This window comes from Flavobacterium sp. 83, assembly GCF_000744835.1.
Taxonomy (GTDB): Bacteria; Bacteroidota; Bacteroidia; order Flavobacteriales; family Flavobacteriaceae; genus Flavobacterium.
In genome coordinates, this window is record NZ_JQMS01000001.1 from 203417 (window position 1) to 217058 (window position 13642).

The following is a 13642-nucleotide window of genomic DNA, read 5'->3' on the forward strand; positions in this document are numbered from 1 at the left end:
CTCTCAATAAAGCCGAAAAAGCCAGTTCTCAAAAAAAAGAAGCTATAAAAAAGACCGAGTTCAATTTTACATCTAAGAACACATTACTATATAAAAAAAGCCTTAAACTTTCGCTTAAGGCTTCAAATAAACAATAGTAATTTTATTTACGACTTCTAATTTTTCTGGCAAGAAGCGTATTTTGCAATAGCATCGCAATTGTCATTGGTCCAACTCCTCCAGGAACTGGAGTAATAAACGAGGACTTTTTACTCACTTCATCAAAATCAACATCTCCTGTAATCACATATCCTTTTGGATGAGAAGCATCTTCCACTCTGGTAATACCTACGTCTATTACCACAACTCCGTCTTTCACCATATTCGCTTTAAGATAATTTGGAACTCCTAATGCTGTAATAATAATATCGGCATTTTTTGTAAATTCTTCAATGTTCTTAGTTCTGCTGTGAGTCAGCGTTACTGTTGAATCACCTGGATATCCTTTACGACTCATCAAGATACTCATTGGTCTACCCACAATATGACTACGCCCAATAACTACGGTATGTTTGCCCGCTGTTTCTACTTTGTATCGTTCCAATAATTGCATAATTCCAAATGGTGTTGCTGGTAAAAATGTCTCCATTTCCAAAGCCATTTTCCCGAAATTTGCAGGATGAAAACCATCTACATCTTTATCCGGATCTATTGCCATCAATATTTTTTGCTCATCAATATGTTTTGGCAAAGGCAATTGAACGATATAACCATCTAGATTATCATCCTCATTTAGTTCTTTGATTTTTGAAAGCAACTCATCCTCAGTAATAGTTTCCGGTAAACTTACCAAAGTGGATTCGAAACCAATTTGCTCACAAGATCGCACTTTACTTCCAACATAAGTTAAGCTAGCTCCATTTGTACCAACAATTACTGCTGCTAAATGAGGTACCTTTTCCCCATTATTTTTCATTAATTGTACTTCGGCAGCAATTTCTTGTTTAATATCTTCCGATGTTTTTTTTCCGTCTAGTAGTTGCATTTCTCTTTGTTTAAAAAGTTTTAAAGTTTAAAGTTTAAAGTTTTTTAGAAACTTAAATAAAAACTCTTAAAAATATTAATAGTATAATGTGTTTCAAAACTGATTACTAAAAACCTGAATACTGAACACGATTTTTTTATCTCATTCCTGGCATACCACCTTGCATACCACCCATCATTTTCATTAGATTTTTCCCTCCCGGTCCTTGCATCATTTTCATCATTTTGCTCATTTGCTCAAATTGTTTCATCAATTGATTGACTTGCTCAATTTTTGTTCCGGAACCTTTTGCAATTCTAGCTTTTCTTTTTACATCAATTATAGCTGGCTTGCTTCTTTCTATTGGAGTCATCGAGTGAATAATTGCTTCAATATGCTTGAAAGCATCGTCTTCAATTTCAACATCTTTCATGGCTTTTGAAGCTCCTGGTATCATTCCAACCAAATCTTTCATATTACCCATTTTTTTTACTTGTTGAATTTGAGACAAGAAATCATCAAAACCAAATTCGTTTTTGGCGATTTTCTTTTGGATTTTTCTTGCTTCTTCTTCATCAAACTGCTCCTGTGCTCTTTCTACCAAAGATACAACATCACCCATTCCAAGAATACGTTCTGCCATACGAATAGGATAAAACACATCAATCGCATCCATCTTTTCTCCTGTACCAACAAACTTAATTGGTTTGTTTACTACCGTTTTAATAGACAAAGCAGCTCCTCCACGGGTATCACCATCTAATTTAGTCAGGATTACTCCATCAAAATTTAGTATATCATTAAAAGCTTTAGCTGTATTTACTGCATCCTGCCCCGTCATTGCATCAACAACAAATAAAGTTTCTTGAGGCTGAATTGCTTTATGAACTCGCGCAATTTCATCCATCATTTCCGTATCAACTGCTAAACGACCTGCAGTATCCACAATCACTACATTAAACCCATTGGCTTTTGCATGTTTAATGGCATTTTGTGCTATTTCGACAGGATTTTTGTTTTCTGGCTCAGAGTAAACCTCTACACCTATTGAATCCCCAACAACATATAATTGTTGAATAGCCGCTGGACGATAAATATCACAGGCAACCAAAAGTGGTTTCTTATTCTTTTTTGTAAGTAAATAGTTGGCCAGTTTTCCAGAAAAAGTAGTTTTCCCTGAACCTTGTAAACCTGACATTAAAATCACAGTAGGATTTCCTGATAAATTAATTCCGGCAACATCACCACCCATCAGTTCTGTCAATTCATCTTTAACCAATTTAACCAATAATTGACCTGGTTGAAGTGTCGTTAAAACGTCTTGACCAATTGCTTTTTCCTTTACTCTAGAGGTAAAATCTTTTGCGATTTTGAAGTTAACATCGGCATCAAGCAAAGCTCTACGAACTTCTTTTAATGTTTCTGCTACATTTACTTCTGTGATTTTTCCGTGTCCTTTTAGTATATGAAAGGCCTTATCTAATTTATCGCTTAAATTATCGAACATGATTTTTTATTTTATTGAAGTGCAAATTTAAGCATTTGATTTTGAAGTTTAAATAGTATTATAAATAAAAAGAGACTACCTTATCAAGATAGTCCCTTTTTTTGTAATTAAATTCAACTTTAATTAATCTTTGTCATCTAAATGGGTTTCATTTTCCAATAAATGTCTTATTTCTTCTCCAAGATCATGATGTCCATCACCTCCCAGTAACGTACTAATTTCTATAACTCCATCTCCATTAGTATCTACAAGTACACCTTGCCCGGCTAAGGTTGTTATTCTAGCTATGACTTCATCCAATTGTATTTTTATAGTAAGCGTTAAATCAGTACCATTAACAGTAAAATCTTTGGATGGATCTATAAAATCCATTTTTAGATCCGCTACTTCGCTACTCGAAACCATAAATACTTTTCCATCAATAGTCCCTTTAATCAAGAAACTCTTCCCTAACATTTCACCTGCAACAACACTCGGTTCAAATTTAAATTTAATCTCCTCATATTTCGCATTTGGAATTGCTACAGAAGTTATTGTCTGACTTAAAGTATTATTAGCATCCAGTAAGTCTAATAAAAACGGACCTTTAAGTTTAAAATCCTCGTAAATTGAATCATGTTCATGCCTACTGTCTGTTTCATCAGTTTCAAATTTAATATTTCCAATATTTACTTTAAAATCTGTGATGACAACATTTGCTGTTGCTGATGAGCGTGCAGTCAATGACGCTTTACCCGTTGTGGCTATAGCCGAGGCCTTCAATGTAACATTCCCATTTGAAGTAGCATCTTGTGTACAAGAAATCGCTATAAGGGATAAAACTACTAAAATTGCTATTTTTTTCATACTTTACATTTACTAAGTTTATATTTCTAAAAAAATTGACTCCGTTTTATTTAATTTATTTTAATAAAATATAAGTAATCCGTTTCTAAACCGCTGTTACTGGTTCCTCCTCTAAAACGAATTTTAGAGTTATTAAATTCAAATAGTTTCCAATTAAGTTTTAAATCATCCAGTGTATTAACATTGAAATCAACTTTAAATTCTCTTACTCCGTTTTCTAATTTACTATACCAAACTCCACTATAAGAATTCCCTAATTTTGATGCTTTCACAGTATAATCACTATTAAAAGTAAAGATATAATCACTGTATAATTGTGTTTTCTCATAATCATGATAAAAATAAGCTATTTTCCAAGGTCCATTTATCAATATTTTATTAAAATCAAGTATTGTACTGGTGTTTTCCTTACAAATTTCTATAGTCTCTTTTATTACTTTTTCAAGCTGATTATTATCAACTATTGTAACTTTTTGCCCTGTTAAATTATTAATCGTTAACGGAAAATTCAAAGCTATTAAATGATTATCCGCTAAATTATTTATAAAAACATACAAAGCTTTATCATCGATAATTGAGACAGAACTAGCAATTTGCTTATTACTATCATATATTTTAATTGTTATTGGGTAGTTAAAACTTAAACAATTTATTTTTAATAAATCATCTGATTTTACTTTACAATCATACAACAGATTATTAAAATCTGTTTGTGAATAAATTCTCTTTTCAGAATAATCACTAAAAATTACTGTTATTGGAAAATGAACATAAATGACATCATTATCATTAGAACTTTCATCCGTTTTATTTTTAATTAATTCATAATCATCGTAAGAATTTACAGGAATTTCAACATTGTCGACAGTTATTACATATGGCAGTTTTATCATAAAACAGTCCGTATTGTCAATTATATTATCTTGAGATGTTTTTTGCATTACAACCCTTTCAATAAAAGTAGTTAAGGGGGTAGTTTTCGTAATCGTTTCTTGCGTATTGTATTCCTGCTCTGCTATTTCACTTTGACAAGAGAAAAGGAGCAAGAAACTTACTACTGAAAGAAACCCTAAATACTTATTAAACCTCACCATTATTAAAATTTTAACCAAATATAAAAATAAAATATAAATTTTACAGTTTTCAATATTACTAGGAACAGAATTGTAAAGCTTTTTATAGGCTTAAAAACAACCATTTACTATTTTGATTCGGAATAAAATAAGCCCTATAGATCACCTAGTACAGAAAAAAACACCTAATAAACACCGAAGAATTAAAAACAACATTTTTTAAAAATCAATAATTTTATTTTTTATATTGACATTATACAATTACAAAACAAATTACCTGTCATTTACCCTACTAAAATTAAAAATAAATATATATTTGTAAAGAAAAATTTCATTAAATAAATGTCAAATACCTATAAGTCAAATACTTGTGATGAAATTATTTTTTCATCTTTTTTTAAAAATCATGCTAAAGCACTACGGAATTTTATTTTTTACAAATATGGAAATAAAGATCAGGCAGACGATTTAGTACAAGAAGCTTTTATTAAACTATGGCAAAATTGTACTAGTGTACCGATAGAAAAAGCCAAGGCCTATATTTATACCATTGCAAACAATAGCTCCCTGAACGTAATTGCACATCAAAAAGTGGTTTTGAAATACCAAAAGGATTTCTCTGGTTTTGATAAAACGAATGAAAATCCTGAATTTATATTCGAAAAAAAAGAATTTGAAAAGAAGCTTTTGAAAGCAATTGAAAATTTAAATGAAACACAAAGAGTCGCTTTTTTGATGCATCGTATTGATGGAAAAAAATACAGTGAAATTGCTGAGGAATTAAACATTGGAATAAAAGCAGTAGAGAAACGAATTCACTTAGCCTTGTTCGAACTAAGAAAAGAAATTGAAAATTTTAAGTAGGGTTTATTCCTTTATAATTGTTTTACCTATACAACTCAAACGACATGGATCAAAATTACATATTATCAAAATGGCTAAATGAGGAACTAACAGATTCAGAATTAGCTGATTTTAAAGCAAGTGATAATTATGCTATTTACGAGAAAATTAAAAACTATTCTTCTCAACTTGAAGTAGCCGAATTTGACGAAAAGAGCATACTAGAAACCATTCTAAAACAAGAGAAAAAAGCGTCAAAAGTAATTCCATTATATAAAAAATGGTTCGTACAAATAGCTGCTATCTTCATTTTAGGACTTGGCATTACCTATGTAATACAAAACTTCACACCTCAAACACAATATGCCCAAAATGGAAAAAAAATTACTTTTTCATTACCTGACAATTCAAAAGTAGTATTGAATTCTGGTTCTGAAATTGAATATAAAAAATGGAATTGGGACATCAACAGAAGAATTAAATTACAAGGCGAGGCCTATTTTAAAGTTGCAAAAGGAAGACGATTTGAAGTACAAACAAACTTAGGAAAAGTAGCTGTTTTAGGCACACAGTTTAATGTAAAAGCAAGAAAAAATCGATTTGATGTAACCTGTTTTGAAGGTCGTGTAAAAGTAAACTACAAAGACAAACAAATTATATTGACCCACGGGCAAAGTGTAACTTTCGAAAACGGAAAACAAACAAACACAATTATAAATACATCAAAACCAGCATGGTTAGAAAACGAAATAGCTTTCAATAAAGAAAATTTACATAGTCTTTTAGAAGAAATACAAAGACAATATAATGTCACAATAGAATTAAATACAACCCATACTAATGCTTTATTTACTGGTAAAATACCAACAAATAATATAGATGTAGCCCTACAAATTATTGCTACAACCTATAATTTACAACTCAACAAAGCAGTCAAAAATAAAATAATTTTTGAAGAAAAGTAAATGTTGCTTCATAAACGGATTACGGTCTTATTTTTTTTATTAGTTTTTATCCTAAACATTTCTGCTCAGGATAAAGGCAAAACTGTTGCATTAAAAACTATTTTAATTACAATTGAAAAACAACATCAAGTAAGTTTTAATTATACCGAAAACAATGTAGCAACAATTAGTATTATACCTCCAAAAAAAACACTATCCTTAAAAAAAAAAATAACGTATCTCGAAAAAAGAACCAAACTATTTTTCGAAAACATTGACAACAAATTCATCAATATTTCTGACAAAAACACTACAGAACCAAAAATTATTTGCGGTTATATCCTAGCAGGTCCTGAAAACAAACCACTTGAAGATGTTAACATTCAGTTTCTGGATGGGACTCATACTATTACAAACCAAGTTGGATATTTTGAATTCAAAAAAGAAGAAAAAAATGATTTCTTGATTAGCTACATTGGCTATAAAAGTAAAAGAATAACAATCCCTCATCTAGGAAACAAAGATTGCTTAAAAATTTTACTGGAATCAGAAATAACAGAACTATCAGAAATTAAAACAAATCATTTCTTAACAACCGGAATTTCAAAAAGTACTAATGGTTCATTTGATATTAAACCAAAAAAATTGGGTATTTTACCTGGTTTAATTGAACCAGATGTACTTCAGACCATGCAACAAATACCTGGCATCAACAGTATTGACGAAAGTGTTGCCAGCATCAATGTAAGAGGTGGAACACACGATCAAAATCTATTTCTTTGGAATGGAATAAAAATGTATCAAACGGGGCATTTTTTTGGTTTGATATCAGCATTCAATCCTAATTTAGCTCATACCATTTCAATTTATAAAAATGGTAGTTCTGCATTTTACGGAGAAAGTGTTTCTAGTGTAATTGCTATTTCTTCAAATCCCAATAATTTTGAAAAAAATAGTTTTAGTGCTGGTATAAACATGATTAATGCGGATATTTATTCAAAATTCAATATTTCTAAAAATTCTTTCATAGAAATAGCCGCGAGGAAATCAATAACTGATTTTGTAGAGACTCCAACTTACACAGAATATTACAACAAAGCATTTCAAAACACCAGCATAACTGACTTTGCACAAAATAAAAACATAGGTTATTCTAGTGATAAAAAATTTGGTTTTTATGACATCACCTTTAAATATTATAAAAAAATAGGCCTAAAAGACCATCTTATTTTAGATTTGATAACTATAAACGATAAACTAAACGTATTTCAAACCGCTACTATAAACAGTACCGTTCAATCAGAAAATGATGTTTTAAGTCAAAAAAATTATGGCGGTAATCTATCTTGGAAACGAAATTGGAATAATCTAAATACAACTTCTATAAACGCATACTCTTCCTCTTATAAACTTACGGCCCAAAAAAACATAACCGAAGGGAATCAAATAGTTATTCAAGAAAATACTCTTTTAGACAATGGAATTAAAATAGAGAACAATCATCTAATAAATTCGAAATTTATATTTAACAATGGATATCAGTTTAATGAAATTGGTGTCACCAATTTGGATGAAGTAAACAGTCCTAGTTTTTACAGAAAAATTAAAGATGTTTTGCGAACACATGCTGTAATCCTAGAAGGCATATTCAATGACACCTTGTCTAAAATTTACTTGAATGCCGGATTGCGTTTAAATTATATTGAAAAATTTAAAAAATACATTACTGAACCTCGATTGCAATTCAATTACGGAATTAATAAACATCTTAATTTAGAGATTTTGGGCGAGTTTAAAAGTCAAAATAGCCATCAAACAATCGATTTACAAAAAGACTATTTTGGAATAGAAAAGAGGCGATGGATACTATCAAATAACACAACGATTCCAATCCAAAAAAGCAAACAAGCTTCTATAAGTTTATCTTATTCAAAAAACAATTGGCTGCTAACTTTCGAAAATTTTTATAAAAAAGTAACCGGAATAACGAGTGCCAGCCAAGGTTTTCAAAACCAATTAGAGTTTTTAAAAATAAACGGTAATTATGAAGTTCTCGGCACTGAAATACTTCTACAAAAAAAAATAAACCATTTTTTGACCTGGTTTAGTTACACTTACAACAATAATAATTACAATTTCCCAAGCTTTACACCTCCCTTTTTTTCAAATAATTTCGAAATGAATCATGTTTTTTCATGGGCTGGTATTTATGAAAAAAATAATATAAAAATAGCATTGGGATCTAAATGGTATTCGGGTCGTCCTGAAACAACGCCTATGAATACTGAAATAAATACTTCTAACCCAGCTATAAATTATAATACACCAAACAATAAAAACTTAAGTTCATTTTTCCAAGTCAACTTTTCATCAACCTATAAATGGGAAACTTCCAAAGGAATTCAATACAAATTAGGCTTATCTATATTAAATGTATTAAATAGAAAAAATGAAATTAGTGAATACTATAGAATCAGTACTTTAACAAATTCTATTGAAGAAATAAAAACATTCTCCCTACAAAGAACCCCTAATTTAAGTTTTAGAGCTTCATTTTAAAACACTAAAAAACAATAAATTAAAGTTAAAAAAAAAATAATTTTGTTGTTTTTTTAAAATTTACAGTAGGGTATTTCTATTACTAAATGTTTTAGCATTACATGACATTTTTAAAATCAAGAAATAAACACTCTGGCTAGGAAAATTTGCAGTACGAGCTAAAATAGATCCATGTTTTATAAAAAATATTCAAACTAAATGAAAATTAATTTTTTTTTAACTTCCATCCTTTTTATTTTCTCAATTCATAATGCAGTCGCTCAAGATGACTTGTTGGATCAATTAGACGTTAAATCGGATAAAAAAGAAGTAGCAACTGCCGCCTTCAAGGCATTACAAATTTGTAACATTCAATCGACTAAACTACCCGTAAAAGGAGAATTTTACATTTTGATTTCTCATCGATTTGGAGATTTGACAGAGGGATTACAAAACTTTTTTGGTTTAGATAATGCTAACACAAAAATTGGAGGTATATATGGAGCAACAAATTGGTTGTCTATTGGTCTATCCAGGCATACTTTTCAAAAAACATATGAATTAGGTGTGAAATATAAATTAGCAAATCAAATCATTGGTGGCTTTCCTGTTACAATTGTAGGATATAACACTCTTGATATTAATAGCGAACTTGATAAAATAAATTATCCGCAATTACAATGTAAGAACAGGATTGCTTATTCATCACAATTACTAATTTCAAGAAAAATTACTGAATCATTTTCTTTTGAATTTGCACCTATATATACCCATAAAAACCTGTATGATAATACAACTGAATATTCCGATTTATTATTATTAGGCTATGGGGCAAGATATAAATTATCAAAAAGATTAAGTGTAAATCTTGAATACGCAACTCGAATGAGTGCTTTTGATGGTTTTTTGGCAACAAAATATCACAATCCCCTAACTGTAGGTTTAGATATAGAAACTGGCGGACATGTTTTTCAAATGGTATTTTCAAACAGTCAAGCTATGAACGATACTTCCGCTTTTGCAAACTCAACCGGGAAGTGGGTTAGTAAAGGAATTTACTTTGGTTTTAATATGTATCGAGTATTTTAATTAAAACAAACTGTATTAAAAATAAATAATAACAAACAAATAAAATGATTATGAAAAAAGCACCAATGTTTTTAATGGCTATAAGCAGTATGCTAATGTTTTCGTGCGAACCAAACACTTACAGTGAAATTGAGCAACCGGTAGCAACGACAACGACCACAACAACGACCCCAACAACTTCGACGCCAACAACTACGACGCCAACGACAACCACTACTTCTACTACTACCCCAACAACGATTAGTACAAGTAAAACATACACCACAGACATTAAGCCAATTATAACTACTAACTGCGCTTCATGTCATAGCGGAGGTCAATCTCCTGCTTTATCAACCTATACTCAGGTAAAAAATGCCACTAGTTCAGGAAAATTGTTATGTACCATTCAAGCTAATGGTTGTGTGACAATGCCTCCAAGTGGGAAAATGTCTCAAGCAAATATCGATTTAATTTTACTATGGAAAACCCAGGGCTACCTACAATAAAAATAAGATAAAAAATAACAACTTACTTAATTAGTTTTTTTAGTGATAGTAGCATTTTTCATTTCCTGAAAAAATAACTTTTGAAGCTTCTAGGACAAGCTTTATGAAATCGATGCCACTAAAATCTAATGCAAAGTAAAATCCCAAAAACATAGATGCTTCTATAATTTCAAATTAGAACAGTAATAATAGTTTTTGTTTCCAAATAAAAAAGACTCCGAATTTTCATTTGGAGTCTTTTTTATTAGTTTTAAAATAGTTTAATTTTACATTCGTTCAGGAACATTAATTCCCAACAAACTGAAAGAAGCAGCGATAGTATCAGCCACTTTTTTAGACAACTGTACTCTAAAAATTTTCTTCTCTAGATCTTCTTCACCAAGAATAGGAACTGCTTGATAGAATGAATTGTATTCACGTACCAAATCATAAGTAAAATTTGCCAATAAAGCAGGGCTATGATTATGTGCCGCATTTTGAATAACCTCAGGAAATAATTCCAATTGTTTCAATAATTCTTTCTCTTTTTCGTGAAGTTCCTTAGCTGTCCCAGGAATGTTATAATCAAAATTAGCCTTACGAATAATAGATTGAATACGAGCATATGTATATTGAATAAATGGGCCCGTATTTCCTGCAAAATCTACTGATTCTTCTGGATTAAATAAGATTCGTTTTTTGGGATCTACTTTTAAAATGTAATATTTTAAGGCACCTAAACCTATAGTGTTGTATAATTTTACTTTTTCTTCATCAGAATAGGTATCTAATTTCCCTAAATCCTCAGCAATTTTTTGAGCTGTATCTGTCATTTCCTGCATCAAATCATCTGCATCTACAACAGTTCCCTCGCGGCTTTTCATTTTTCCGGAAGGTAAATCTACCATTCCATATGATAAATGAAAAAGATTTTTAGACCAATCAAAACCTAGTTTTTTCAGGATAAGAAACAATACTTTGAAATGATAATCTTGTTCATTTCCAACCGTATAAACCATTCCGCCAACATCTGGGTAATCTTTTACACGCTGAATTGCGGTTCCAATATCCTGCGTCATATAAACTGCTGTTCCGTCTGAACGAAGCACAATTTTTCTGTCTAAACCTTCATCCGTCAAATCAATCCAAACTGAACCGTCAGGATCTTTTTCAAAAACACCTTTCTCTAAACCTATTTGCACAACATCTTTTCCTAATAAATAAGTATTGCTTTCGTAATAAAAACAATCAAAATCAACACCTAAATTTTTATACGTAACGGCAAAACCATCATAAACCCATTGGTTCATAGTTTTCCAAAGATTTATTACCTCCGCATCACCAGATTCCCATTTCAAAAGCATTTCTTGAGCTTCAAGAATGATTGGCGCTTGCTTTTTGGCTTCTTCTTCGGTTTTCCCAGCGCTCATTAATTGGGCAATTTCTTCTTTATAGGCTCTATCGAAAGCTACATAAAAATTTCCAACTAATTTATCTCCTTTTAAACCTGATGATTCTGGCGTTTGGCCGTTTCCGAATTTTTGCCAAGCCAACATTGATTTACAAATATGAATTCCTCTATCGTTTATGATTTGGGTTTTATATACTTTTTTCCCGGATGCTTTGATAATTTCGGCAACTGAATATCCCAAAAGATTGTTACGAACGTGACCTAAATGCAGCGGTTTATTTGTATTTGGTGACGAATATTCCACCATTACTGCTTTATCTTCGGGATTAGGTGTAACAAAACCAAACTTTGTATCGTCTTTGATTCCTTTGAAAAAGTTTAAATAATATTCATCAGAAATAACAATGTTTAAAAATCCTGAAACAACATTAAAACGAACCACTTCGGCTAGATTTTCCACTAAATAGTTCCCTATTTTATTCCCCAATTCTACGGGATTACTTTTAATAACTTTCAATAATGGAAAAATAACCATTGTAATATCACCTTCAAATTCCTTCCGAGTGGTTTGAAATTCAACTTTGTCAATTGTAATGTCAAATAGAGCTTGAACAGCTTTTTCAATAGAAGGCGTAAGTATTTGCGGTAATGTCATTTTATAATTTATTTAAAGGTTGCAAAGATAGTATTTAATTAGATTTTTTTTTAGAAAATTAAATTTGAAATCCAAAACAGAATAGTTTGGTTTTATTGAACCAAATAACTAAAACCGTATTTAAATTTGAAAGAATCCACTTATATATTAATTTATAAACAATATTCCAACAGATTTATTTGTACTAAGTCGATTTATTGTAAATTTGATTTTAAATAAAATTTTATGAAAAAATTTCAGCTGCTGCTCTTTTTATTTTTTACTGCAGTTTGTTTTTCTCAATCAGTAACAGTAAATACAACTACCTATACTACCGAGCAATTAATTAATCAGGTTTTAATTAATTCTCCTTGTGTATCTGCAACTAACGTATAATACAAAACGGGTTCACAGTATGGATCAACAAATGGTATTGGTTACTTTGAAAATAGCAATACTACTTTCCCTTTCTCTAATGGTGTTGTTTTATCAACTGGTGATGTCACAAAGACTCCAAGCCCTAACAATACTATTTTAAGTGATGGGAGTGATGCATGGACAGGTGATGCTGATTTAGAAGCAAACTTACTATCTCAGTCAGGAACCACAATCAACTCCGTAAATGCAAGCTACATTGAATTTGATTTTCAGCCAAAAACACCCAATTTTGACTTTTCATTTCTTTTTGCCTCAGAAGAATATGGAACTTCCCAATGCAAATTCTCGGATGCATTTGCATTTCTTTTGAAAGATGTTACTGCTGGTGGCTCAAATATAAATTTAGCAGTAATTCCTGGTACAAGTACTCCAGTTTCAGTAGAAACAATAAGAGACAACACCTATAACTCTAATTGTTCATCTGTTAATCCTAGTTATTTTGACACATTCAACAGTAATGGTTTTGGGCCTGCAATTAATTTTAACGGACAAACTGTTGCCATGGTCGCCTCGGCAACTGGTTTAAATACAAATCACATCTACCATATTAAAATTGTAATTGCTGATGGCGGTAATAATACCGGCTATGATTCGGCTATTTTCTTAAAGGGTAATAGTTTTAATATTGGGCAAGATGTTTTAGGATTAGATTATACCGTTGCTAATAAAAAAGCAATTTGTCTTGGTAGTGCTTTACCTATCTTGACTACATCTGGTCTAAAACCAGGGACAACATTTGTTTGGAAAAAAGAAGGAATTCCAATATCTCCAGCCGAAACGGGAATTAGCTTAGATTTAAATACAATATCACCACTAATTACCTCTGGCAGTCATACCTTTAGTGTCAGT

At 30.8% G+C, this 13642-nt stretch carries 11 protein-coding genes and 1 pseudogene; 7 read left to right on the forward strand and 5 right to left on the reverse strand.

What is annotated here, in order from left to right:
- Positions 1-142: 142 nt before the first annotated feature.
- The 4 genes from T410_RS00945 to T410_RS00960 all read right to left on the reverse strand — a co-directional run bounded on the left by T410_RS00945 (position 143) and on the right by T410_RS00960 (position 4450).
- Positions 143-1024, reverse strand: coding sequence for a bifunctional 5,10-methylenetetrahydrofolate dehydrogenase/5,10-methenyltetrahydrofolate cyclohydrolase (locus T410_RS00945; protein WP_035667846.1), 882 nt, complete (start codon positions 1022-1024; stop codon positions 143-145).
- 136 nt (positions 1025-1160) lie between these two features.
- Entirely contained in the window at positions 1161-2510 is a 1350-nt protein-coding gene (ffh, locus tag T410_RS00950) for a signal recognition particle protein (RefSeq protein WP_035667849.1), read from the reverse strand.
- Between the two features lie 123 nt (positions 2511-2633).
- The gene (locus T410_RS00955) at positions 2634-3356 is read right to left on the reverse strand and encodes a hypothetical protein (protein ID WP_035667851.1); all 723 of its coding nucleotides are present in this window, start codon (positions 3354-3356) and stop codon (positions 2634-2636) included.
- Between the two features lie 50 nt (positions 3357-3406).
- Positions 3407-4450 carry a hypothetical protein gene (locus tag T410_RS00960; protein ID WP_035667852.1) on the reverse strand — a complete coding sequence of 348 codons (1044 nt, stop codon included), beginning with the start codon at positions 4448-4450 and terminating at the stop codon, positions 3407-3409.
- 321 nt (positions 4451-4771) lie between these two features.
- On the opposite strand from T410_RS00960, the gene T410_RS00965 reads away from it, so the two are divergent.
- The 5 genes from T410_RS00965 to T410_RS16845 all read left to right on the forward strand — a co-directional run bounded on the left by T410_RS00965 (position 4772) and on the right by T410_RS16845 (position 10331).
- Positions 4772-5293: an RNA polymerase sigma factor gene (locus T410_RS00965; protein ID WP_035667853.1), complete on the forward strand. Its 522-nt coding sequence runs from the start codon at positions 4772-4774 to the stop codon at positions 5291-5293.
- A 44-nt stretch (positions 5294-5337) separates the two neighbouring features.
- Positions 5338-6237, forward strand: coding sequence for a FecR family protein (locus T410_RS00970; protein WP_035667854.1), 900 nt, complete (start codon positions 5338-5340; stop codon positions 6235-6237).
- Complete coding sequence (locus tag T410_RS00975; RefSeq protein ID WP_035667856.1) at positions 6238-8775, forward strand: TonB-dependent receptor; 2538 nt, start codon at positions 6238-6240, stop codon at positions 8773-8775.
- 198 nt (positions 8776-8973) lie between these two features.
- Positions 8974-9843: a DUF5777 family beta-barrel protein gene (locus T410_RS00980; RefSeq protein WP_051929315.1), complete on the forward strand. Its 870-nt coding sequence runs from the start codon at positions 8974-8976 to the stop codon at positions 9841-9843.
- 50 nt (positions 9844-9893) lie between these two features.
- Positions 9894-10331, forward strand: coding sequence for a cytochrome c (locus tag T410_RS16845; RefSeq protein ID WP_152556916.1), 438 nt, complete (start codon positions 9894-9896; stop codon positions 10329-10331).
- A gap of 266 nt (positions 10332-10597) precedes the next feature.
- Here the strand turns inward: T410_RS16845 and argS are convergent, their stop codons facing one another.
- Positions 10598-12376 carry an arginine--tRNA ligase gene (gene argS, locus T410_RS00990; RefSeq protein ID WP_035667858.1) on the reverse strand — a complete coding sequence of 593 codons (1779 nt, stop codon included), beginning with the start codon at positions 12374-12376 and terminating at the stop codon, positions 10598-10600.
- A 225-nt stretch (positions 12377-12601) separates the two neighbouring features.
- On the opposite strand from argS, the gene T410_RS17010 reads away from it, so the two are divergent.
- Together T410_RS17010 and T410_RS17285 are read left to right on the forward strand one after the other, a co-directional pair.
- Positions 12602-12751, forward strand: coding sequence for a hypothetical protein (locus T410_RS17010; protein WP_193743714.1), 150 nt, complete (start codon positions 12602-12604; stop codon positions 12749-12751).
- A gap of 33 nt (positions 12752-12784) precedes the next feature.
- A pseudogene (locus tag T410_RS17285) lies at positions 12785-13402 on the forward strand (choice-of-anchor L domain-containing protein); the annotation flags it as partial.
- Positions 13403-13642 lie beyond the last annotated feature (240 nt).